Origin of the sequence: Magnetofaba australis IT-1, assembly GCF_002109495.1 — a bacterium.
GTDB lineage: Bacteria > Pseudomonadota > Magnetococcia > Magnetococcales > Magnetococcaceae > Magnetofaba > Magnetofaba australis.
Window position 1 is genome coordinate 675,923 of record NZ_LVJN01000018.1, and the last position, 22,638, is coordinate 698,560.

Here is a 22,638-nt window from a genome sequence, read left to right on the forward strand (position 1 = left end):
TCGCTGGGTTTGCGCGTCATACACTCAATCCTCGCGGGAAACGCGCAACACCTCTTCGAGGGTGGTCACCCCCTCCAAGGCCAGACGCAAGCCATCGGCGCGCAAAGTGCGGAACTGATCCTTGGACTGCGCGCCCAACTCCTGTTCGCCCGCGCCACGATGGATCATGTCCCGCAGCGTTTCGTCCACCACCACCAGTTCGTAGACCCCGCGCCGCCCCTGGAAACCGGTTCCGCCACAATCATCACACCCCACATGCTCATACAGAGTCAGCGGGTCGTTGTCGCCAACGCCGAAGGTGACGCGATCGAACGGGGTGATTTCGCGGGGGCGCTTGCACGACTCACACAACACCCGCACCAGCCGTTGCGCCAACACCGCCACCAAACTGGAGGAGAGCAGATACCCCTCAACGCCCATATCACGCAAACGGGTCACCGCGCCGATGGCGCTGTTGGTGTGCAGGGTGGAGAGCACCATGTGACCGGTGAGCGAGGCCTGCACGGCGGTGCGCGCAGTCTCCAGGTCACGCATCTCACCGACCATCACCACGTCGGGGTCCTGACGCAGAATCGCGCGCAGGCCGCGGGCGAAGGTCATATCCACCTTGGTGTTGACGTGGGTTTGACTGACCCCTTCGAGATTGTATTCGATGGGATCTTCCACCGTCATGATGTTGCGGCTGTGGTCGTTCAGACGTTTGAGCACCGCATACAGGGTGGTGGTTTTACCGGAACCGGTGGGACCGCACACCAGGATGATGCCGTTGGGTTTGTGAATCGCCCCATCCATCGCCTCCTGGATATCCCCCGCCATGCCCAGCTGCTCCAGGTCCAGACGGCCAGCCTGCTTGTCGAGCAGACGCATCACCACCCGTTCGCCGTGACCGGTGGGGATGGTGGAGACGCGCACATCCACCGGGCGCCCGGCGATGCGTAGGGAGATCCGACCATCCTGGGGCAGACGCTTTTCGGCAATATCCAGACGCGCCATCACCTTCACGCGGGAGACGATGAGCGGCGCCAGCGCCTTCTTCGGCTCCAGCACCACCCGCAGCACGCCATCCACACGATAGCGCACCACCAGCCGATCCTCATACGGCTCCATGTGAATATCCGAGGCGTTCTTCTTCACCGCCTCGGTCACCAGGGCGTTGAGCAGACGGATGATGGGGGCGTCGTCGGCGCTCTCCACCAGGTCCTTGGGTTCGGCCAACTCCTGCGCCACGGTGGAGAGATCGAGGTCGCTCTCGATATCCTGCATGTCCTGCATCGCCTGCCCGGCCCCCTCTTCATACAGACGGCGCAGCGCGGCGTCGAAGGCGTCGCTGGTCAACCACTCCAGGGCGATGGGCGCGGCCACATAGCGGCGCATTTCGGCGATGGCTTCCAGCCCGGCGTTGGCGCGACACAGCACGCGCACCGCGCCTTCGTCACGACCGCCGATGAGTACGCCATGACGTTGCGCAAAGGAGAACGGCAGGCGCATATCGCCGCGCGTCAACCAGGTATCGGGCGCGGCGGCGGCGGGAGTGTGCGGGGTGGTGGCGGTCATGGCGGAATCACAGCTCAGTTGTCGTAGTCACGCTCATCAGGCATCTGCAGCTCGGCGGCGGGAGGCGCGGCCAAGCCGCCGCCTGCTGGCGGCTGAGTCGCCATGGGCGTGTGCGCCGGGTCCTGATTGAAGCCAGTGCGATATTGATTCAGCACATACTCCATGCGCGGCAGGGTCACCGGCCCCCGACCCAGATAGAGCGCGCCCTTGGCGGGCTTCTGCTGCAACTGCTGATGGCGCATATATTGGTACTTGTTGCGCGTCAGGGTCATATTATCGGCCGCATTGCGCAGGATCGCCGGACGCAGAAACACCATCAGATTGATCTTGTTATCGGTGCTCTGCTCATACTTGAACAGACTGCCCAGCACCGGGATCTCCGAGAGCACCGGCACCTGATCGTTGGTCTTCTCGGTGCGGTCGCGGATCAGGCCGCCCAGCACCAGCACCTTGCCGTTGTCCACCATCACCGAAGTCTTGATGGAGCGGGTGTTGGTGACCACGCCATCGGCGCCCACGGTGGGGGTCTCCTTGACCTCGGAGAGCTCCTGGTAGATGTCCAAACGGATGGTGTCGCCTTCGTTAATCTGCGGCGTCACCTTCAAGGTCAGACCCACATCCTCCCGTTGGATGGTCTGGAACGGGTTGGTGGCGCTGTTGGTGGCCTGAGTAAAGCTGCCGGTGACAAACGGCACCGTCTCCGCCACCACGATCTCGGCTTCCTGATTGTCCAGGGTCACCAGGGTCGGGGTTTGCAGAATATTGGTGGCCACATCGCCCTTGAGCACCCGCAACAGCGAGCCCAGAGAGACAAACTCGTTGCCCAGCAGCGTCTGTGTGCCGCTCATGAAGCCCAGACTCAAACCGCTGCCCAACGAGAGCAGATTGGGTATGCCGGAAGTCGAGGATGAGAGCGTGTTGATGCCCTGACTGGTGCGGTCAAAGTTGGTGCCAGCCACCAAGCCGCCATCGGAGGGAATGGTGCGCCACTGCACGCCAAACTCAGCGGCCTTGTCGGCGGACATCTCGGCGATGATCGCCTCCACCAGCACCTGGGCGCGGCGCACGTCGAGCTTGCGAATCACCGTCTCCATGGTGCGCAGCAGATCGGGCGGCGCGGTGATCACCAGCGCATTGGCCTCGTCATAAGCCTGCACATTGACGGTGCTGGAGGAGGTTTGGGCCGCATTCTCCTTGGCTGCTTTGGCCTTGGCCACATAGTTCTCGCCGATGCTGCTGAGCACCGTGACCATGTTTTTGGCTTTGGCGTAGCGCAGATAGACCACCTGGGTATTGCCGATCAAATCCACCGGCGTATCCAGGTGAGTAATCAATGCGCGCAGTCGCACCCGCGAGCCCTGACTGCCGGAGATCAGCACGCTGTTGGTGCGCTCATCGGCCACCAGATTGCCCGCCTGGGGCGAATTGCCTGCGCTCTTCTCCATCTCGTTGATCACCCGCACCAGGTCGATGGCGGAGGCGTGTTGCAGCGCAATCACCTCCACTTCGCCCGAGGCCGGTTGATCCACGCGGCCCAGAATGCGCGCCAGACGGCTCACATTGGCGCCGTAGTCGGCCACCACCAGCATGTTGGTGGGCTGATAGATGGCCAAGTGGCCCTTGGGCGACACCATGGGGCGCAGCACGCCCATCATCTTGCCCGCTTCCACGTGTTGCAGTTCAAAGATTTGCACCACGATCTCATCAGAGCCGTGGATTTTGCCGGAGGCGTCGCCCGCCAGTTTGAGCTTGTCATCGGGGACGATCTTGGTGGCGCCGCCGCTGGGGATGGCGATGTAGCCATGCACCTCGAGGATCGACAGGAAGACCTGGTACAGCTCTTCCGGAGTCATGGACTTGGCGGAGACTACGGTGACTTTGCCCTGCACCTTGGGGTCCAGGATAAAGTTGCGCCCGGTGGCGATGGAGACCGTCTCAACCAGCGTTTTGAGATCGGCGCCCTTCAAGTTGAGGGTAAACCCTTGCGCGCGCGCATCCGAAAGCGGCGCAAAGAGAATCGCGATCAGCAGGACCGTGACGACAGAAAGGGAAAAGTTCAGGCGCGCCATGCGTCATTCAACTCATTTTGCAATGGGAAATTGGTAGTCCAGCAAATTGCCGTCCCGTTGGATCTTGATTGTCAGCGCATCCGCCTTGGCCATGGCTGAGAGCGCCTGCATGCCTTTGAGCGGATCGCTCAGATCGACGCCGTTGAGGTTGGTCACAACGTCGCCTTGATTCAACCCAAACCGCTTAAGCAGCGCCGGATCCTTGCCCGGACCGATACGGAAACCGGCAAAGCCGTTGTCATCGTAGGCCGGGTCAATGCTCATCAATTCAAGGAATTTCTCGGGCCGCGAGAGCAGTTGCGCGCGCAGCGCCTTGAGCTCTTCGGCGCGCAGCCTGTCCTCTTCGGTGACAATGCCGGGGCCCGCGCGGCCCACATCCGAACGCGCCACGCCGCCGCCCATGGTGAGATCTTTTTCCGGCAGCTTGAGCGTTTCAAAGGCGTTGTTGCGCGCCAGAATGACGCGATCTTCATGGATGGCGTGAATCCGTGCGCCGCCAGGCAGATTATCATCCAGCCGATAGTTGCGCTCGCCTTGTGAGGGTGAGGCAATCAGGGCCAGACTGTTGTTGCCCACCGGCGAGAACACCACCCCCAGCAGCTTCAGATTCAGACGCGTTTCCGGCGCATTGACAGGCGCTTGCTGCGCCATTGCAGTCATATCTTGCCCAAACAGATGCAGTGCGGCGATGCGGCGCCCCAGATCCAACGACGCGCTATTGAACACCCGCGCAGCCCCGGGCGTTGGCGCCGTCCCCTGCACGCTTTGCAGATCCGGGTCGGGAATCACGCGCCACGTCACATGCGCAAGCTGTCGCGCCAACAGCAGGATCAGCACAATATTGATCGCAGCCACAACGCGGGTTAACCGCTCTTGGGGCCATCGACTCAGGATGTCGGCGATCGTGGCGGCCATGCCAGCTCCCAATACAATGCCTTCGCGCCCAGTGCGCGCCATTCACTTATCCAGCCCGTCACTATTGCACACTTACCCAGCGATTGCCAGTCGACGCAGGCCGCAAAATCCGCAACTTTGTATGCGCCAAAACAGAAAAGCCCCCAAACGGGGGCTTTTCTCAACGCAAGATCATCACAGCGATTTCCGCCAGCGGATCACGGGTTCCACGGCGCCCAGTGCTCGGGAGCCTCGGCCTTTTTCGGCAGCAGACGGAAGAATTTGATGCCCAGCAGGTAGATCAGGCCCGCCACGCCAACACCGCCCATGCCCAACATGAATTCAGAGAGACTGGGGACATAGTGACCGAAAGCGCCATCCTGGAAGCTGCTGGAGACCACATAGCCAGGGAACGGATTGAACGGATAGGTCTGACCGGCCAGCAACACATGGGCGATGAAGGAGACCTCGCCAATGATGGCCAGACCCGACGCCAACATCACGCCATTGAGGCTGTTGCCCCAGGTTTTGTGCGTCAGGATCGCCAGCGGCGCAACGATACCGGCCAGCACAATGCCGCCCCAGAACAGCCACGCCCATTGACCCGTCAGGACCCACTTCTCCACATCGTAAAAGGCGGGACTATAGCTCTTGGTGAACTTCTCCACCACGATCAGATAGAACACCGCCAGGGTGAAGAAGATCAGCATGTTGCGCATGCCGCTGATGAGCTTGGGATGGAACTCGCGACCGGTGGCCTTGAAGGTGGAGGCCAGCAGCAGGAAGCAGATGGCCGTGCCCGACGACAGCGACACCGCGATAAACGTGGGACCGGTGATGGCCGAGTGGAACACCTCACGAGCGTGGATCACGCCGAAGATGGAGCCGGTGCCGGTGGTGAGGATCACGCGCCCGGGGAACGCCGCCGAACCGGTGATCTTCACATACTTCTCATGCTCCATCATGGACCACAGGTAGAGGAAGCAGAGCACCACGAAGCCGGAGTAGAGGAACACGTTCCAGGTGAACATGGAGCGAAAGTTCATGTGAATCATGGTCAGCAGACCACGATCCGGGCGCCCCAAGTCGGCGATCAACACCAGCAGCCCACCCACCAGCAGCGCGATGGCCAGGAAGGCGGAGAAGCGACGGAACTGTTTGTAGGGCTCGGCGCCGAACACGGTGGCCATGGAGGCCAGGTTGAGCGCGCCGGAGGCCATCACCAGCAAGGAGATGGCGAATACATGCGGCAGACCCCACACCACCTTCTGGTTCATGCCGGTGACGTGGTGACCCTGAATCTCAATGTAGCCAAACGCCAGCAACCCCAGAACAAACAGGGCGCCGAACAGGCCGACGATCTTCCAGTAATCGAAGGATTCGCCTTGGATAGCGGTAAACTTACTGATCATCGTCGCCCTCCCCTTACAGGCCCTGATAGTGGACGTGAGGCTTCAGCCCCAAGTCCGCGCGCAAGGTCAGGCTCTTGACTTCAGCCACCTTCTTGGCGATTTCGGAATTGGGATCGTTGAGATCGCCAAACATCATGGCCCCGCCGTGGGACTGATTACAGCTCTGCACACAGGCAGGCAACTCGCCTTTATCGATGAGGTGCACGCAGAAGCTGCACTTCTCCACCACGCCGGCGGCGCGGATGGGGGTCTCGCCATTGAGCTCAGCCACCGGGGTCTCGTTCTCTTGATACACCAGCGAACGCGCCTTGTAGGGGCAGGCGATCATGCAGTAGCGGCAGCCGATGCAGCGGTGCTTATCGACCAGCACCAACCCATCCTTACGGATAAAAGTGGCGCTGGTGGGGCAAACATGCTCGCAGGGCGGGTGTTCGCAATGGTTGCACAGGACCGGCAGACTGATAGGCGGTTTCTTACCCGCTTTGTCCTCGATCTTGAGCTTGCGGATATATTGGATCTGACGATCCTTATCCTCAATTTGCGGGATATTGTTCTCTTTGGCGCAAGCGTCGGAGCAACCGGTGCACTCTTCGGTGCACTTGGTGACATCGATCAGCATCGCCCAGCGTCGTCCGGCCTTGGCCTCCGTGCGCTGGGGCGCGGCAATCAGATGGATGCCCGGCGCCAGCAGGGTTCCGGCGGCCACAGCGCCGCCGACGCCCAAAGCCGTTCTTCTGTCCATGGTCATGAAACGCGTCCCCTTGGGAAGATGGAATGGAGCCCGAGAAGGCGGTTATTCAGGGTAGACGTGACAGGAGAAGCAGTTGGGCTTCACCGCCACATAGGCGTGACACTTATCACAGAACTGCGCGCGATGCTCATGGCACTGCTGGCACTGCAGCAGGCTTTCGCTGGGCATGCGCACGCCTTCGCGCACGGTCTCCACGCGCTTGTGCATCAGCAAGTTCATATGATTGCGCTTCATCCACGCGGTGTCGCGGATGCAGGCATCGCCTTTGGGCGTCTCGAGCTTCACACTGTCGCTGTGCACGTCAGCGAAGGCTTGCACGCCAAACAGACCGACGCACAGAGCCAGAATCAACATCAGGGCTGGTAACCTGACCACGGCCAATCTCCTCAACACAGCAAATTTCCCCGGCCCGGATGGGCCGGGGAAACACAAACTTGCAGCACAGCGCACGCTTGCCGCAAAGCGCTTGCTTATTACAGCCAGGCGTGGGTGGCGTTCTCCGCCACCAGATCCACGAAACCGGCGTAATCGGTGATCTCAACGCCATCGATGACGCTGGCCACGCCGCGGGCTTTCAGGTCCGCAGACAGAGCATAGATCTTACGGCTCTTGAGCGCCTCACTCACCATATCGGACTTGCTGGTGTTGGGCTTGGCGGCGAACACGCCGTCTTCAAGCAGCAGGATCGTATCGCCTTCGTTGGAGAAACGCAGGCAACTCTCCAGCGAGCCATTCTGAAAGGGGGATTTATTCACCGTATGCAACATGATGTCTCTCTCCTTCGATCAGAAAGGCAGGATGTTGTGCTGTTCAGCCATCATCTTGCCGATTTCGTCGGCGTCGATGACCGTGGGCTTGATGGGCTCTTCGGTGTCTTCATCTTCACCGATCACCACCAGATCTTCGACGGTCATGCCGCGATCTTCCATGGACTTTTTGTCCACGTAGACCTTATCGATTTCATAATCGACCAGCACGCCATAGGTGGCTTCAAAGCCTTTGATGCCCAGCTCGGTAGTGTTCTGACCCTGTTGCAGCGCATACACGCCGTCGTCCATGAACACCACGGAGATGTCGGCGTCATAGGCGGCCATGATCAGTTTCACTTCCAGGCCTTCATAAACGTAGATGCTGCCGTGCGGCGCGTTGCGCACGGTGAACATGATTTTTTTGATGTCGTCGGACATGTCGCTCTCCCTGATCTCGATTAGTCGCCGAAGGTGACCATGCGGTCAGCTTCGATGGCCATCATGGTCAACTGCCCCAATCCGGAGATGCGGACGTTGTCCACCAGCACGTCGTCGACGATGCCGCGGCGTTTGGCGGCGGCAATGCACACCACGATGTCAATGCCTTTGGCGCCCAACTCCGACCAGCGGTTGGCGATGTGACGATCATCCTGGGGCGGCTCCATCAACTTGGTCACGTTGTACACGCCATCGTGATAGAAGAAGATGCCACGAATTTCGTGCCCCTTCTCGATGGCCGCATTGATGAAGTTGTAGGCGCTGTCGGACGCCTCGTGGTTATAGGGTCCTTCGTGAATCAATACCGCGAGTTTCATCGCTCGACCTTCCTCCTAAGTGACTTGCCGAAGGGGGTAATGGGACGCCGCCAGGACTCTCCCAACAAACTGGAAAACCCTGTAATTTGGCGTAAATGCGCATGGTACGACTGACGTGACGAGGTGTCACGCGCCATCGCGTGTTCACATTCAAATATTAGCATATCACAGAACAGTGATATTCGCGTAGGAAGAAAATGCCCCCCGTTTCACGCCGCTATTACAAACGCCTGTTGGGAATGGCGTGGCGACGTCGCCCGGCACAGCGCGTTGAAGAGGCGAGGCGTCAGGCGTGCCCGCGCCAAAAGTCGGCCAGGAACTCGGCCCAGCCTGGCGCGCCATCCACATGGATGTGGGCGTAGCCAGCCAGAACATTGCGGAAGATGACGCCGTCATGCACGCCATCGATGCCCGCGCCGCGCGCCACCCGATAGGCGTAGCGCGCGCCCTCGCCCATGCGCGTCACTTTGGAGTAGTGGAATTCGTGGCAGGGAATGGCGCAATCGGTGGGCGGCCACGGCAGCTCGCCGGTGCCCTTGATGGCCATGTAGCCATAGCCCTGGGGCTTGACGTTCATGGACACTTCAATGGGCAATGCGCCGCTCATGGGGACACTGCGATCGCCCCAATGGATGCGCTCGGAGAGATACATCAAGCCGCCGCACTCCGCGTAAATGGGCATGCCGTGATGGGCCGCCTCGCGAATGCGCGCCATCATGCCCTGGTTGGCGGTGAGCTCCTCCATGAACATCTCGGGGAAGCCGCCGCCAATGTAGATCCCGTCCACCGGCGGCAATTCGGCGTCATCGAGGAGATTGATAGGGATCAGATCCACACCGACACGCTCCAACGCCTCCAAATTCTCTGGATAGTAGAAGCTGAAGGCGCGATCAGCGGCGTAGGCCACCTTCAACCGCTCACCCGTCACAGGCGCGGCTTCCGGCTCGGCTTCATCGGGAATATTCGGCGCCTGACGCGCCAGATCCATCAGCGCATCCAGATCGCAATGTTCCGCCAGGAATGCGCCCATGGCCTCCACCTGCTCGCGCACGCCATCGCGTTCACCGGCGGGCACCAACCCCAGATGACGCTCATCGATGACGACCTTGCGCGAGCGCGGCAGCGCGCCGATGATGGGAACCGGGCAGTAGCGGTCCAGCGCTGCGCGCAGACGCGCCTCCTGCCGCGGCGAGGCGACGTTGTTGAGGATGATGCCGCGGATAGACCCGCCGCCAGGGAAGTTGAGATGGCCGCACACCAGCGGGGCGACGCCGCGGGCCATCCCCTTGCACTCCACCACCAGCACCACCGGCGCGCCCAAACCGTCGGCCAGGGCGGCGCTGCAGTCAGAGCCCTCCAGATCCTGCCCGTCGAACAGCCCCAGATTGCCTTCGATGATGCTCAGTTCGGCGTCACGGGCGTGGCGATGGAAATTGCGCAGCACCCCATCGCGACCCATGATGTAGTCATCCAGATTGCGACAGGGGCGTCCCGCCGCCATGGTCAACCAGCGCGGGTCGATATAGTCCGGCCCCTTTTTGAACGGCTGCACCGCCACCCCGCGTTGCGCAAAGGCGGCGGTGAGCCCCACGGAAACCAGCGTCTTACCAACGCTCTTGCGGGTGCCGGAGACGAAAAAACGGGGCGCTTTGCGTTTTGCTGTCATGCCAGTGCTTACTCCCTCTTAGCCCGACGGACAACCGTAGCCATCCTAGGCCATTGAGACGGACCCACAGCGCAAAACGCCCATCCGTCTCCTTACTCCTGTTTGGCTTCCGCCTGCGCCACCGCCTCGACGGTCTGACGCGCGATCTCCAGATAGCGTTTGGCGTGCTCGGAGTCTGGTTCCGCCACCACGATGGGCGCGCCGCTATCGCCGCATTCACGAATGCGCGGATCCAATGGCACCTCGCCCACCAACGGCACCCCCGCCTTTTCGGCGATGGACTTGGCGCCGCCGGTGGAGAAGATATCGGTGCGCTCGCCGCAGTGGCCGCAGCGGAAGTAACTCATATTCTCCACCACCCCCAGTATCGGCACATTGGCAAGATGGAATAAGGAGATACCGCGTTTGACGTCGGTTAACGCCACATCCTGCGGGGTGGTGACGATGAGCGAGCCGGAGACCTCCACCTGCTGCGCCATGGAGAGTTGGATATCGCCGGTGCCGGGCGGCAGGTCGATCACCAGATAGTCCAGCATCTCGTCATAGCCGCACCAGCGCACCTCATGGAAGAACTGCTGAAGCACCTGGAACAGGATCGGACCGCGCCACACCAGCGGCTGCTCCTCCTCCACCATGAAGCCGATGGACATCAGCGGCATGCCATGGGCCATCACCGGGCGGATACGCCCCATGACATCTGGCTTGGGACGCTCGTTGGCGCCCAACATAATCGGAATGCTGGGACCATAGATGTCAGCATCCAGCAACCCTACTTTGTGGCCCAATTGCTGGAGCGCAAAGGCCAAGTTGACCGACAGTGTGGATTTGCCGACCCCGCCTTTGGCGCTATAGACCGCAATGACGTGTTTGACGCGATCTACTTGCTGCTTTTTGGGCAGAGGGAACGCCTCTTCCTGACCCTGTTGCGAGGCTGACTGCTGTTCGTTCTGACTCATGATGCGCTCTTTCTCAAAAGACGTAATGAAGCCGCGTCGCGGACGACGGGGTGCGCCATTTGGACGCCATACGCCGTAAAAAGTTTAGCTTGGATCGAAGCGACTATAGGGAATACAGCCCCTTGGCGCCAGTCGCCAGAATAAAAAATGGGCGCCCCAGTGCGGGACGCCCATCTCAACGCTGCTCAGACTGAAGCGGATCAGAGCTTGAATTTCATCAGCGCCTCGTCCAACGAACGGGCGATGCTGCCCATGGTGTTGGAGCTCTGCTTGGCGGTCTGACCGATCTCGCTCACCTCTTTGGCGGCATCATTCACAGCGGTCATATTGCCCAGCACCGACTTGGCCTCTTCCGACGCCTCATTCACCTGCTTGGAGATCTCGGCGCTGCTCTTGGTCACGTCAGAGACGTTGCGGGTCATCTCGCCCACGCCCTGACTGGCCTCGGTCACATTGCGCGTCACCTCGGTGATGCCGGTGGTGATCTCCTGCACGTTACGGTTCACCTCGGCGATGCCGTCGGAGGATTCGCCCACGCGACGGTTCACCTCATCGGCTTCGCCGCGTACTTGGCCCATGGAGTTGGAGATCTCGTTGACATGGGCGGTCTGATCGTCCACCGCTTGCAGAATCTCCTGGTTGGCGTCGTTGATGCGCTCGATGATGGTGTTGACCTCCTTGGCGCGACGAGCCACGTCTTTGGAGTGGTCCTGAATCTCATCGATCTGCTCGGAGATGGTGTGGGTCGCCTCACCGGTTTGACGCGCCAACTCCTTGACCTCGTTGGCCACAACCGCAAAGCCCTTGCCCGACTCACCGGCGCCAGCCGCTTCAATGGAAGCGTTCAGAGCCAGCATGTTGGTCTGGTCGGCGATATTGTTGATGACGTCCACCACTTTGCCGATCTCCAGCGCGGAGTCGGTGAGCTTGGTCATCACTTCAGCGTTGGCCTGACCATTGGCGCGCGCGCTTTGCGACTCATCGCTGGCGGCTTCGCACTGTTTGCGCACGCCAACCAACGACTGCGTCATCTCGGTCAGCGCCTTGGCCACCGCCGCCACATTAGAGCCGGTGCGTTCGGCGGCGTCATTCACGTAGGTCATGCTGGTGGAAGCCTCCTCGGAGGCCGCCGCCACGGTGGAGAGGTTGATGCTGGCCTCTTCCGCCGCCGCCGAAATGGTGGTCATGTTGGAGTTCATCTGGTCGGCGGCTGCGGCGATGGTGTTCATATTCACGCTCATCAGCGTGGTGGCCTTGCTCACCGTCTCCATACCGCCACTCATGCTCTGCGCCGAACTGGTCACCGAGTTGGCCTTGGACGACATGTCGCTGGCCTTGTCCTGCAGCGTGTCGGAAACTTGTGCGATATTGCCCGCCGCGTCCTTCAGGCGTACGGCGTTGTCTTTAATGACGCCGAACATCTCGCGCAGACTGTTGACCATATCGCCGGTGGCTTTCACCGTCTGACCAATATCGTCCTGCACCCCGGCGGGGGGCACGGTGACGGTCAGATCGCCGGCGGCCACGCTGCTGAGCAGACGACGGATATTGCGCACCGGCTTGATGGCCAGATTGTTGATCATCAGGAAACTCACAACAGAGACCAACGCAATCACCAGCACGCCCAGGCCCAACACTTCCAGCACCAGGAAGCCCACCGCGTCATCCACCGGATTGAGGTCAGCGATGATCTCAAACGCGCCGCGCTGTTCGCCTTCGTGCCACCCCTCCATCTTCATGCCGATGGGGTCCACCACGCCGCCGCCATCAGCGTAATCCTTGATGGTGCCGTGGCAGAACAGACACTCCTTGGACATCTTCACCGGGCGCATGTAGCGCAGTTCGCGACCGTCGCCGTTCTCTTTGGGCACGATGCGATAGATCTCGCGCAGCCCTTCGCTGTCCATCTGCTCGAGCATTTCACGCTCGAGCGGCGTGGCTTCGTTGGCTTCGTTGCGCGCCTGTTTTTTGGTGACGCGGAACACCCATGATTTATCGAAGCCTTCGGTCTTGGTGGCGCCGATGGTCCACCCGGCCACCACTGGAATGGTGCCGTAGAAGGCGGTGTTGCGCACCGCCTTGACGATGGCCTGCTGATTGTCCGAACCATCCAGCTTAAAGCCCTGGTCCATCAGGTATTTGCGCGCATCTGCAGCCAACTCGGTTTTGAAGTTGCCGTCTTTGGCCAGCTTGGAGACGTATTTCTGTGCGGCATCCGCCTGCGAGGTCAACTCGCGGGATTTGGCGACGATGTTGTCAATCGCATCCGTCTCCACCGCAGATTTGATAAACAGGAACAGGAGGAAGAAGCCAACCGACACCACCACGATGGTGGCGAGGATGATCTTGGTCCCGAAGTTCAGATTTCTCAGAGCATTCATAAAGGCTCTCCGCCATCGTGGCTGTACGACGCTATTTTCACGCTAAGCGCGTGACGTTTTTTTACCTTATTCGTCAAGCGCGTCCGTCATCTCAATCGGGCCTGCGCAGTCCTTTTCAGGTACATTTTGGATGCAGCCTCACTGAGCATCAGACTGGCGGTGAGGCCGCCTGCTGACACCATTCGATTGCCAACGGACTTATTGCACTGGGAGGAGCCTGACTCAGTCGCCAGGATCAAATCCGTCAATGATTCCAGGCAAACTTCATACCAGAAACATCGCTTATTGGACGCTCAATGCAATCTGGCTCTCATCTGTAAACTGCAACATGCTTTTTTATCATAGCGCTCAGAAGCATACAATGACCTCCTCTACTTTTTCCTCGGGTTTACACAGAATAATGATGTCACCGGCACCACCAGAGCATATCTACGTCAACCACCTGATAATACGGTTTATTTGAGGCAATTTTCTGATGCTTCTATGGCGCTTGCCAGGCGCAAGAGAAACCTGCTTGCTGGTGCATCTGCTAGAGCGCCCGCCACAGGCGTCACAGGATAGTCCATCAGTCTCTCCAAGATATTGAAGTCAGATAACTTCTCAATCTGATCACTCTTACGCACGACCGACAATTCCCGCCTCAAGACCACACGACGGCTTTTGCAACGTTACGACGCCGCATGGCGGCGTGGGATCCGCGACAAAATTTTGAATGTTCGATTTAGAATTATTTTGCGCATGGCTTTTCGCACCACTGAAACGCAATTTGCAGATCTGACCGCCAACTCTGCTTGATGATATGAACCCCAGGTAAAATGAATCAGATTGGCGGTGGGTTCGCTCGCGACAGCGCCGATGTTGAATGGTCGCTCCCCCATGACAAGACGTTGCTATACGACAACGACCAGCTCTTGCTGACTCTGGCTAGGCTGATGCGTTGCTGAGAACGGATGCGGAGCGACAACGCCCGCGTCTGGACGTTGTCGGAAGGTTGACGCCGCGCACGCCATTGCCTCACGACGGCTTCGCCTTTGCCTTGGGCGCCGACTCGAAAGCTATTGAAGGGCTCGACTCTCTAGTACATGGCGAATAAATGGGATAACAAACCAGCGAGCAATTGATGTGGACTGCGCACAAATCACACTGTCCCCCTGTAATCGCGCCCACGTGGATGCCATTGGCGTCGCCGATTTGCCTGAGTCCGTGATACAAGTCACGCCATCGGTGGAACCGGCAATCAACGCCATGCTCTGTTTGCAGGGCGTCTATGTGAAATCTGACGCCCCCCAGACTCCTTCGCTGCCCCCCTCGCCGCGCGCAACACCTTTGTTCCCTGCGCCAAACCGCGATAAGATGGCTCTATGCTGGCACACAAAGCGGCGCTGATCCACCCAATCGCGCCCCTTTGCGCGCCCCCTACACATGATGCAGGAGAGTTGTTATGGCTTGTGGCATTGACAAAATCGTCGCCGAATCCGATGGCACGTTGCGCGAGACCATGCGCACCCTGATGGAGGAGCTGGTCACCGATCACGACCTGGACGTGGACCTGGATGCGCTGGAGTCCGCCCCCGAGGTCAAGGCGCTGCGCGCCGAACTGGAGAAGTTCACCGTCTGGTTCGTGCACGATCGCCTCAAGTAAGCGCCTAGATAAAGAATGCGCGCGCAGGACGCAGCAGACTCATGCGCCGCCACGCTCGTGCGCGCGCTTTTCTTTATTTGAATTAACTCGTTAATGCTGAACCCATTTTTTCAATATCAGCATATTATGATTTTTTGCCCTCCAAAACCAAAAGAGCCTTGTGTTTCCGCACAAAGGACAGTAGCCTCCCCCATAATCTGACGTTGATGGCGCCTATTTTTGTGATGACTGCAACCCAGTCAGAAATATCAAAAACGACTCCAACAGCGTTATTCTCAGATGGCCGCGCGCAAGACCAGCGCTAAGCCAAGCGTAAGTTTTAAAAGCCAAATCTAAGGAATCATCGGCATGAGAATCGGCATACCCAAGGAGATCTACCCTGGCGAGCGCCGGGTGGCGGCTTCGCCGGAATCGGTGGGGCGACTGAAAAAACTCGGCTTCGACGTCGCCATTGAGGCGGGCGCCGGGGCGGAAGCGAAATTCCTCGACTCCGCTTATGCAGAGGCGGGCGCGGAGATCGTTGCCGACGCCGCCAGCCTGTGGGGCCAGTCGGAGATCGTGCTCAAGGTCCGCGCTCCCGAGGCGACCGAAGTTCCTCTGCTAAAAGAGGGCGCACACCTGATCAGCTTCATCTGGCCGGCGCAGAACGCCGAGCTGATGGAGAGCCTCAAGGCGCAGAAGGTCACCGTGTTCGCCATGGATGCGGTGCCCCGCATCTCCCGCGCGCAGAAGATGGACGCCCTGAGCTCCATGGCCAACATCGCCGGTTACCGCGCCATCGTGGAGGCCTCGCAGCACTTTGGCCGCTTCTTCACCGGTCAGATCACCGCCGCCGGTAAAGTGCCCCCCGCCAAAGTTATGGTGATCGGCGCCGGCGTGGCGGGTCTGGCCGCCATCGGCGCCGCCGCCAGCATGGGCGCCATTGTGCGCGCCTTCGACACCCGTCCGGAAGTGAAGGACCAGGTCAAATCCATGGGCGCCGAGTTCCTGGAGCTGGACTTCGAAGAGGACGGCACCGGCGAAGGCGGCTACGCCAAAGTGATGTCCAAAGAGTTCATCGAAGCCGAAATGGCGCTGTTCCTGGAGCAGGCCAAAGAGGTGGACATCATCGTCACCACCGCGTTGATCCCGGGCAAGCCCGCGCCGAAGCTGATCACCGAAGAGATGGTCAAAGCGATGCCCGAAGGCAGCGTGATCGTTGACCTGGCGGCGGAGACCGGCGGTAACTGCGAACTCACCGTGCATGGCGAAGCGATCATCAAGCACGGCGTGACCATCATCGGTTACTCCGATCTGCCCAGCCGTCTGCCGACCCAGGCCAGCCAGCTCTACGCCACCAATATCCGTCACCTGCTCACCGACTTGACCCCTGAGAAGGATGGTCAGCTCAACGTGAACATGGAAGATGACGTGATCCGCGGCTGCACCATCGTCAAAGATGGCGAAATCACCTGGCCGCCGCCGCCGCCCAAAGTGGTGGCCCAAGCCAGCGCCAAGCCCAAGACCGCGCCGCCGCCGATGCCGGTGGAGGATCCCGTGGCCGCCGCCCGCGCCAAGACCCGTGGCACCATCATCACCATGGCCCTGTGCGCCCTGGCGCTGTTCGGCATGGGCAACTACGCGCCTGCGGAGTTCCTGCCCCACTTCACCGTGTTCGTGCTGTCGATCTTCATCGGCTACATGGTGGTGTGGAATGTGACCCCGGCCCTGCACACGCCGCTGATGTCCGTGACCAACGCCATCTCCGGCATCATCGTGCTGGGCGCGTTGGTGCAGATGGGCACCAGCAGCACGATTGTGTTGGCGCTGTCGGTCATCGCCATTCTCATTGCAACCATCAACATCGCAGGCGGCTTCCTGGTCACCCAGCGCATGTTGAAGATGTTCCAGAAGTAACCGCCGACTTCGGGATTGATAAAGGGAACCAATCATGATTTCTCAAGGTTTGTTAACTGCCTCGTACATCGGCGCGAGCATCTTCTTCATCCTCAGCCTGGGGGGCCTGTCCCACCAGGAGAGCGCGCGCCGCGGTAACTACTACGGCATGCTGGGCATGGCCGTGGCCATCGTCGCCACCCTGTTCTCCAGTCACGTGGGCAACCTCCCCTTCATCATCGTCGCGATGGTGATCGGCGGCGGCGTCGGCGCCTTCCTGGCCGCCAAAGTGGAAATGACCCAGATGCCCGAGCTGGTGGCCGTGTTGCACAGCTTCGTGGGTCTGGCCGCCGTGCTGGTGGGCTTCGCCAACCACTTTGACCCCGACACCCACGCCGCGCTGGCCAATGGCGATCACGCCATGAAAGTGATCCACGAAGTGGAGATCTTCCTCGGCATCTTCATCGGCGCGGTGACCTTTACCGGTTCGGTGGTGGCGTTCGGCAAGCTCAACGGCAAGATCGCCTCCAAGCCCCTGATGCTGCCCATGCGCCACGGCCTCAACGCCCTGGTGGTGCTGGTCTCCATCTACCTGTGCTACCTGTTCATGGGAACCGACTCCATCATGCAGGGCGGCACGTTCATGATCATCATGACCCTGTTGGCCTTCTTCCTGGGCTGGCATCTGGTCATGGGCATCGGCGGCGCCGACATGCCGGTGGTGGTCTCCATGCTCAACAGCTACTCCGGTTGGGCCGCCTCGGCCACCGGCTTCATGCTCAACAATGACCTGCTGATCGTGGTGGGCGCGCTGGTGGGCTCCTCGGGCGCCATCCTGAGCTACATCATGTGCCGCGCCATGAACCGCTCCTTCGTCAGCGTGATCCTGGGCGGCTTCGGCGGCGAGAGCGTCAGCGCCTCCTCGTCCGACGATGACGGCCCCAAAGAGGTGATCCCGGTGCAGCACGACGACGTCGCCGAGATGCTCCTCAACGCCAGCGAAGTGATCATCGTCCCCGGTTACGGCATGGCCGTGGCCCAGGCGCAGTACCCGGTGGCGGAGATCACCTCCACTCTGCGCGCTCGCGGCATCAATGTGCGCTTCGGCATCCACCCGGTGGCCGGTCGTCTGCCCGGTCACATGAACGTGCTGCTGGCCGAAGCCAAAGTCCCCTATGACATCGTGCTGGAGATGGACGAGCTTAATGAGGACTTCCCCGAGACCGACGTGGTGCTGGTGATCGGCGCCAACGACATCGTCAACCCCGCTTCTCAGGAAGATCCGGGCAGCCCGATCTGGGGCATGCCGGTGCTGGAAGTGTGGAAAGCCAAAACCACCGTGGTGCTCAAGCGCTCCATGGGCAGCGGCTACTCGGGCATTGACAACCCGTTGTTCTACAAAGAGAACAACCGCATGCTGTTCGGCGACGCCAAGGCCAGCATGGATAGCGTTCTGGAAGCGATTCGCAGCCACAGCCACGGCGCCTAAGCCGTTCAGCACAGGCTGATTGATCAACCTGCCCCGAAGCGATTCGGGGCGGGTTTTCTTTTGCTTATTGTCAGTTGAAATCAGAATCGGACAGTTTGGGTATTGGTCATGAAAGATATCGAGGGCTACGCCCTCGAGCTCCCGAAGACCAAACCGTGGGCTCCGCCCACACCCGCTGGGGGCGCGGCCCCCAGACCCCGCCGCCGACCAGTCGGCGGCCAATAGTCAGCGCAAGCTCAATCTACGTCACGCAAACATTGGCAGTTTTGTGCAACTTTGGTTTTGATTCACTATATTTCTTCAAACAAAAGCTTTGCACACGCCGGAATGGGGCTATGGCTGGGACATTTTAGAAAAACGCGTTGTTAACATTTTTTTCTGTGACCACAACGTCTCTGTTGCGTCTTTAATATTGGGAACGGATTCTGGAGCCGTCTGCGCCCCACTGCTTCAACGACGCCGGAACTCCGTTCACGGGTTTCTGCTTTCAAAATCAAATCACCTCCACAGGCTCGCCTGTGAGACTCTCACCCGAGGAGACGCTGTATGAAGACCCCGATTGCTTTGGCTCTGTTTGTAAGCGGCGCGTTAGTCGCCAGCGCCAGCTTTGCGCAGTCTTATCAGAATAATGGTCAGTACGGTCCTCCTGGCGGACAAATGGGACAGATGGGGCAAAATGGACAGATGGGCCAGTCCGGCAACCAGATGGGCCGCCGTGGGCCGCCGCAAGAGGCGTTCACCGCCTGCGCCAACAGCTCGCAAGGCGCCAGCTGCTCAGTCACCACGCCCCATGGAACCCTGTCTGGCACGTGTCAGCAAGATCGCCATAGCGGCTCCAACTCGCTGGTGTGCGTGCCCAATGGCCATCGCGGCGGACCTCCGGGCGGCATGCAGGGCGGTATGCAGGGCGGTCAGTCCAATGGTATGCAGCAACGCGGTTATGGCCAGCCTCCCGGCGGCTATGGCGGCTATAACCAATCCAACTGAGTCGCATGAAGAGTACGACGCTTGCGGCGCTCCTGCTGGCTACCGCTCTGACGGCAAGCAGCGGCATGGCGCAAATGAACACTGAATTCAGCGGTTCCAACAACGGCCCCTTGGGCCCCATGGGAGCGCCTGGCCAATTTAGTGGTCAGATGAGCCAAGGCGGTCCCCCGGGCGGGGGACCGCCGCCGGAAGCGTTCAGCGCCTGCGCCGACCGACAACAGGGCGCCGCCTGCCAAGTCACAACGCCCCATGGCAAGCTGGATGGCCAGTGCCGCCCGGATCGTTTTGGCGGGGCCGGGCTGGTGTGCGTGCCCAACAGCCATCGCGGCGGCCCGCCAGGGATGAACTCTGGCGGCCAACCTGGCGCAGCGCCAAACATGGCCAATGGCTTCTCTCGCCCTCCGGGGAATTTCGCCAGGGGTCAGAGTCGGCGTCCCCAAGGCGGCGGAGCGCCCGGGGGACGACCGCAGGGTTACACGCCGCGCGCAGCGGACCCCAACGCCATCGCCACCCACAATCGCTTGCCGGATAGCGGGCAGATCACCTGCTTTGACGCACGCCGCGTGATCGACTGTCCCAAGCCTGGCGAACCGTTCTTTGGACAGGATGGCAATTACGCCGGACGCGCCATGGCGTATGAATCGGCGGGCGCTGGCGCGGTGCGCGATCTTGCCACGGGACTCACCTGGGAGAGCGCGCACCACGCCCAGCGCCTGCACTATCCGCAAGCGCAACAGCGCTGCGCACAACTGAGTCTGGCCGGACGCGACGATTGGCGCCTGCCCACCATTCGAGAACTCTTCTCCATCAGCCATTGGGCCGGATACACCGGCGGACGCCCCTTCCTGGACAGCTCGGCGTTTGAGATCAAGCCGCCCAGTTGGCGTGAGTTGGCCAACGACCCCTACGCCACCCACTCGCCGGAGATGATGGGACAGACCTGGTCGGCCACCGCCTACCCGGGGCGGGTGATGAATCGCGGCGGGCACAACTTCTTCTTCAACTTCCTCGATGGCCGCATCAAGAGCGCGCCGCGCAACGGCCCGGTCGCGCTCTTCTCCCGCTGCGTGAGCGGTCCGGTATGGGGCGAAAACGATTTTGTCGCCCACAAGGATGGCGTGGTTACCGACCGCGCCTTTGGCCTGATGTGGCAGCAGAAGGATGATGGCCACACCCGCAACTGGGGCGACGCGCTAGCCTATTGTGAGAATCTCACTCTGGCCAGTCATAACGACTGGCGCCTGCCCAATGTGCGCGAGCTGCAAAGCCTGGTGGATTACTCCCGCGCCAACCTGGCGCTGGACACCCAATTTTTCACCCAGAGAGACCCCAGCGGTTGGTTCTGGTCCTCCACCACCCACGGGGACTCCCCCTCAGAGGCGACTTACCTCTGCTTTGGGCAGTGCGTCTCGACCCAGGGAATCGACGTGCATGGCGCGGGGGCGCAGCGCAGCGACCCCAAATCGGGCGATCCTACGCGCTGGAGCAGTGGTCGTGGCGGTCAGCAGGATGCGGTGAGAATAGTGAACTATGCGCGCTGCGTGCGCGATGCGAACTGACAGGGACTACTTCTTCTTGATCGGGCGCGGCATGGTGTGTTTCCAATCCACGCCATCGTTCATGCGCTTGCGCAAAGCGGGGTCGGATTGAAAATAGGGCACGTTGCGCCCCGGCAGCGTGACCATCTCCCGGGTATCCGGGTGCGGACCCAACCACGGCGGAATGCGCTTGATGGCAAACTCGCCAAACCCCTCGAAGCAGATGCGTTCGCCAGCAGCCAACTGTTCGGCGATTGACTCCAGAAGGCTGGCGATCAGCGCTGAAGCGGTTTTATAATCCACGCCTTGCTGTTCGGCGATCTGTTCGATAAGGCGTTCTGCGTCCATGCTTCTTTCCCGAGCCGCATTGTTGGTGGGAGACCACCTTACCCCATTGGCGCGGCTTTTTGAATCCTAGAGTCCGCGCCCCGGAACAACAGTGAAAGCGATGGGCAAATGGCGGTTTACGCGCTCTATCATCAAAAAGGCGGCACAGGAAAAAGCACCTTGGCAGTCGCATTAAGCTGGCGTTTGGCGCAAAGCGGCGCCTCGGTTCTGCTGCTGGACGCCGACGATCAAGGCACCGCCTCGCACTGGTATGAGAGCGTGGGCGAAGCGCTCAATCTGCCCCTCCTCGTCCGTCATCAACTGCTGCAAACCCTGCCCGAGGCGCTGCCGCGCTTTACCCCCCAATTTGAACACGTGATCATCGATGCGCCGCCGCGCCTGGAGACCGCTCTGGTGGATCTGCTGGCCATCTGCGATCGACTGATCATCCCCTGCCGCCCCACCTTGCCAGACATCTGGTCGTTGGAGGGGCTCAGCGCCCTGCTTGCCCAGGCCCAGGCCAAACGCGCCGCCCCCCTACCCGCCATGATCGCCATCAATCACTATCGCGGCGAAGATCTCGGCCCGCTGCACGCGCAGGCGGTGGCATACCATTTGTCCGTTATGGATGCGCCCATTCCGTGGGATCCCGCATTTGCCGCCCTGTTCAGCGGCGCGCCGCTACCGGAGCATTTTTCCCAATTGCTGGAGAATCTTCTGCCGCGATGACGCAATTGTCTCGGCAAGATTTTCCCAGCAACCCGACTTTTCGCCTCCCCGCATCCGCCGAACAATCAAGATTCTCCCAGTTTCTCAACTGTTTAACATAATGGCCTGGCGGTTGCTTTGTGACAGACGTGAAGAGACCAACGCTGTTCGTTGGCCACGAGTTGGGAGAGAGATCATGAACCGTTCCCGCTACTGGAGCGCCGCGCCCATGATATTGATGGCGGCGCTTGTCGCCTTGCCGTTGCAGAATAGCCCGGCGGCGATCCCCTCGGAACGCGCGCCGCGTCACGGCGCATCGCAAACGCGGTTCGCGCCGGAAGTGGAGCGCCAACAGTTGGCGCAACGCCCCTGGGTGAGCGACGCCCAGCAAACGCATCGGGATCTGCAAGGCAACACCGACCTGATGTGGGCCGCCAGCAAGGGCCATCTAGGTATGGTGCTGCGTCTGCTTGATGAAGGCGCCAGTCCCTACGCGCAGAACTGGTGGGGGCAAACCGCCCTGGAGCTGGCGCAGAGCGCCGGACACCAAGAGGTGGCCGAGGCGCTGCTGGTGCGGCTGCATGGCGTGGCCAATTGAGATGGCCAGCTCAGTTTGAGTCAGCCGAATTCACAATGGGACATTGGCGATTTTGAATATGGAAGATATCGAGGGCTGCGCCCTCGAGCTCCCAAAAAGCCAAACCGTGGGGAGCCGCCCATTTGTTAGAGTCGCTAGCATCCAAAAGTAAACATATGGGCGCTGGAAGATATCGAGGGCTTTGCCCTCAAGCTCCCAACAACCAAACCGTGGGGAGCCGCCCATTT

The 22,638-nt window shown here is 60.5% G+C and carries 19 protein-coding genes and 1 pseudogene; 7 read left to right on the forward strand and 13 right to left on the reverse strand.

Features of this window, described 5'->3' with window-relative positions; all coding sequences use genetic code 11:
• Nucleotides 1–24: 24 nt before the first annotated feature.
• The 12 genes from gspE to MAIT1_RS09150 form a co-directional block, all read right to left on the reverse strand.
• On the reverse strand, nucleotides 25–1,554 hold the full coding sequence (gspE, locus tag MAIT1_RS09095) for a type II secretion system ATPase GspE (protein ID WP_085441953.1): 1,530 nt from the start codon (nucleotides 1,552–1,554) through the stop codon (nucleotides 25–27).
• A gap of 14 nt (nucleotides 1,555–1,568) precedes the next feature.
• Nucleotides 1,569–3,623 carry a type II secretion system secretin GspD gene (gene gspD / locus MAIT1_RS09100; protein ID WP_085441954.1) on the reverse strand — a complete coding sequence of 685 codons (2,055 nt, stop codon included), beginning with the start codon at nucleotides 3,621–3,623 and terminating at the stop codon, nucleotides 1,569–1,571.
• Between the two features lie 12 nt (nucleotides 3,624–3,635).
• Nucleotides 3,636–4,538, reverse strand: a complete 903-nt coding sequence (gene gspC / locus MAIT1_RS09105) for a type II secretion system protein GspC (protein WP_158089405.1) — start codon at nucleotides 4,536–4,538, stop codon at nucleotides 3,636–3,638.
• A gap of 197 nt (nucleotides 4,539–4,735) precedes the next feature.
• Nucleotides 4,736–5,929 carry an NrfD/PsrC family molybdoenzyme membrane anchor subunit gene (gene nrfD, locus MAIT1_RS09110; RefSeq protein WP_085441956.1) on the reverse strand — a complete coding sequence of 398 codons (1,194 nt, stop codon included), beginning with the start codon at nucleotides 5,927–5,929 and terminating at the stop codon, nucleotides 4,736–4,738.
• Nucleotides 5,930–5,942: 13 nt separating this feature from the next.
• Entirely contained in the window at nucleotides 5,943–6,677 is a 735-nt protein-coding gene (gene dsrO / locus MAIT1_RS09115) for a sulfate reduction electron transfer complex DsrMKJOP subunit DsrO (protein ID WP_085441957.1), read from the reverse strand.
• 45 nt (nucleotides 6,678–6,722) lie between these two features.
• Entirely contained in the window at nucleotides 6,723–7,055 is a 333-nt protein-coding gene (locus tag MAIT1_RS21500) for a hypothetical protein (protein ID WP_143814746.1), read from the reverse strand.
• 98 nt (nucleotides 7,056–7,153) lie between these two features.
• The gene (gene tusB / locus MAIT1_RS09125) at nucleotides 7,154–7,447 is read right to left on the reverse strand and encodes a sulfurtransferase complex subunit TusB (protein ID WP_085441958.1); all 294 of its coding nucleotides are present in this window, start codon (nucleotides 7,445–7,447) and stop codon (nucleotides 7,154–7,156) included.
• 18 nt (nucleotides 7,448–7,465) lie between these two features.
• Nucleotides 7,466–7,867 carry a DsrE family protein gene (locus MAIT1_RS09130; protein WP_085441959.1) on the reverse strand — a complete coding sequence of 134 codons (402 nt, stop codon included), beginning with the start codon at nucleotides 7,865–7,867 and terminating at the stop codon, nucleotides 7,466–7,468.
• Nucleotides 7,868–7,887: 20 nt separating this feature from the next.
• A complete protein-coding gene (gene tusD / locus MAIT1_RS09135) occupies nucleotides 7,888–8,244 on the reverse strand; it encodes a sulfurtransferase complex subunit TusD (protein ID WP_085441960.1) in 357 nt (118 codons plus the stop codon).
• A 286-nt stretch (nucleotides 8,245–8,530) separates the two neighbouring features.
• Complete coding sequence (locus tag MAIT1_RS09140) at nucleotides 8,531–9,910, reverse strand: cobyrinic acid a,c-diamide synthase CobB (protein ID WP_085441961.1); 1,380 nt, start codon at nucleotides 9,908–9,910, stop codon at nucleotides 8,531–8,533.
• A gap of 92 nt (nucleotides 9,911–10,002) precedes the next feature.
• The gene (locus MAIT1_RS09145; protein WP_085441962.1) at nucleotides 10,003–10,866 is read right to left on the reverse strand and encodes an Mrp/NBP35 family ATP-binding protein; all 864 of its coding nucleotides are present in this window, start codon (nucleotides 10,864–10,866) and stop codon (nucleotides 10,003–10,005) included.
• Between the two features lie 200 nt (nucleotides 10,867–11,066).
• The gene (locus MAIT1_RS09150; protein WP_085441963.1) at nucleotides 11,067–13,247 is read right to left on the reverse strand and encodes a methyl-accepting chemotaxis protein; all 2,181 of its coding nucleotides are present in this window, start codon (nucleotides 13,245–13,247) and stop codon (nucleotides 11,067–11,069) included.
• Nucleotides 13,248–14,688: 1,441 nt separating this feature from the next.
• Between MAIT1_RS09150 and MAIT1_RS09155 the strand changes: the two genes are divergently transcribed.
• From MAIT1_RS09155 to MAIT1_RS09175, 5 genes are all read left to right on the forward strand, one after another.
• Entirely contained in the window at nucleotides 14,689–14,889 is a 201-nt protein-coding gene (locus MAIT1_RS09155) for a hypothetical protein (protein WP_085441964.1), read from the forward strand.
• 348 nt (nucleotides 14,890–15,237) lie between these two features.
• Nucleotides 15,238–16,785, forward strand: a complete 1,548-nt coding sequence (locus MAIT1_RS09160; protein WP_085441965.1) for a Re/Si-specific NAD(P)(+) transhydrogenase subunit alpha — start codon at nucleotides 15,238–15,240, stop codon at nucleotides 16,783–16,785.
• A gap of 37 nt (nucleotides 16,786–16,822) precedes the next feature.
• On the forward strand, nucleotides 16,823–18,253 hold the full coding sequence (pntB, locus tag MAIT1_RS09165) for a Re/Si-specific NAD(P)(+) transhydrogenase subunit beta (RefSeq protein WP_085442040.1): 1,431 nt from the start codon (nucleotides 16,823–16,825) through the stop codon (nucleotides 18,251–18,253).
• 546 nt (nucleotides 18,254–18,799) lie between these two features.
• Nucleotides 18,800–19,240, forward strand: a complete 441-nt coding sequence (locus MAIT1_RS09170; protein WP_085441966.1) for a hypothetical protein — start codon at nucleotides 18,800–18,802, stop codon at nucleotides 19,238–19,240.
• Between the two features lie 5 nt (nucleotides 19,241–19,245).
• Nucleotides 19,246–20,799 carry an Lcl C-terminal domain-containing protein gene (locus MAIT1_RS09175; protein ID WP_085441967.1) on the forward strand — a complete coding sequence of 518 codons (1,554 nt, stop codon included), beginning with the start codon at nucleotides 19,246–19,248 and terminating at the stop codon, nucleotides 20,797–20,799.
• 6 nt (nucleotides 20,800–20,805) lie between these two features.
• On the opposite strand, the pseudogene MAIT1_RS09180 reads toward MAIT1_RS09175, so the two are convergent.
• Nucleotides 20,806–21,132 (reverse strand): annotated as a pseudogene (locus MAIT1_RS09180) (HU family DNA-binding protein); the annotation flags it as partial.
• A 102-nt stretch (nucleotides 21,133–21,234) separates the two neighbouring features.
• Between MAIT1_RS09180 and MAIT1_RS09185 the strand changes: the two are divergent.
• Both MAIT1_RS09185 and MAIT1_RS21825 read left to right on the forward strand, forming a co-directional pair.
• Entirely contained in the window at nucleotides 21,235–21,834 is a 600-nt protein-coding gene (locus tag MAIT1_RS09185) for a ParA family protein (RefSeq protein ID WP_085441969.1), read from the forward strand.
• Between the two features lie 175 nt (nucleotides 21,835–22,009).
• On the forward strand, nucleotides 22,010–22,411 hold the full coding sequence (locus MAIT1_RS21825) for an ankyrin repeat domain-containing protein (protein ID WP_158089406.1): 402 nt from the start codon (nucleotides 22,010–22,012) through the stop codon (nucleotides 22,409–22,411).
• Nucleotides 22,412–22,638: the final 227 nt, after the last annotated feature.

What these genes read in the sequence shown, in the direction of transcription:
- gspE (WP_085441953.1), bottom strand. Translation starts at nt 1,554, where the DNA reads ATGACCGCCACCACCCCGCACACTCCCGCCGCCGCCGCGCCCGATACC.
- gspD (WP_085441954.1), bottom strand. Translation starts at nt 3,623, where the DNA reads ATGGCGCGCCTGAACTTTTCCCTTTCTGTCGTCACGGTCCTGCTGATC.
- gspC (WP_158089405.1), bottom strand. Translation starts at nt 4,538, where the DNA reads ATGGCCGCCACGATCGCCGACATCCTGAGTCGATGGCCCCAAGAGCGG.
- nrfD (WP_085441956.1), bottom strand. Translation starts at nt 5,929, where the DNA reads ATGATCAGTAAGTTTACCGCTATCCAAGGCGAATCCTTCGATTACTGG.
- dsrO (WP_085441957.1), bottom strand. Translation starts at nt 6,677, where the DNA reads ATGACCATGGACAGAAGAACGGCTTTGGGCGTCGGCGGCGCTGTGGCC.
- tusB (WP_085441958.1), bottom strand. Translation starts at nt 7,447, where the DNA reads ATGTTGCATACGGTGAATAAATCCCCCTTTCAGAATGGCTCGCTGGAG.
- MAIT1_RS09130 (WP_085441959.1), bottom strand. Translation starts at nt 7,867, where the DNA reads ATGTCCGACGACATCAAAAAAATCATGTTCACCGTGCGCAACGCGCCG.
- tusD (WP_085441960.1), bottom strand. Translation starts at nt 8,244, where the DNA reads ATGAAACTCGCGGTATTGATTCACGAAGGACCCTATAACCACGAGGCG.
- MAIT1_RS09140 (WP_085441961.1), bottom strand. Translation starts at nt 9,910, where the DNA reads ATGACAGCAAAACGCAAAGCGCCCCGTTTTTTCGTCTCCGGCACCCGC.
- MAIT1_RS09145 (WP_085441962.1), bottom strand. Translation starts at nt 10,866, where the DNA reads ATGAGTCAGAACGAACAGCAGTCAGCCTCGCAACAGGGTCAGGAAGAG.
- MAIT1_RS09150 (WP_085441963.1), bottom strand. Translation starts at nt 13,247, where the DNA reads ATGAATGCTCTGAGAAATCTGAACTTCGGGACCAAGATCATCCTCGCC.
- MAIT1_RS09155 (WP_085441964.1), top strand. Translation starts at nt 14,689, where the DNA reads ATGGCTTGTGGCATTGACAAAATCGTCGCCGAATCCGATGGCACGTTG.
- MAIT1_RS09160 (WP_085441965.1), top strand. Translation starts at nt 15,238, where the DNA reads ATGAGAATCGGCATACCCAAGGAGATCTACCCTGGCGAGCGCCGGGTG.
- MAIT1_RS09170 (WP_085441966.1), top strand. Translation starts at nt 18,800, where the DNA reads ATGAAGACCCCGATTGCTTTGGCTCTGTTTGTAAGCGGCGCGTTAGTC.
- MAIT1_RS09175 (WP_085441967.1), top strand. Translation starts at nt 19,246, where the DNA reads ATGAAGAGTACGACGCTTGCGGCGCTCCTGCTGGCTACCGCTCTGACG.
- MAIT1_RS09185 (WP_085441969.1), top strand. Translation starts at nt 21,235, where the DNA reads ATGGCGGTTTACGCGCTCTATCATCAAAAAGGCGGCACAGGAAAAAGC.
- MAIT1_RS21825 (WP_158089406.1), top strand. Translation starts at nt 22,010, where the DNA reads ATGAACCGTTCCCGCTACTGGAGCGCCGCGCCCATGATATTGATGGCG.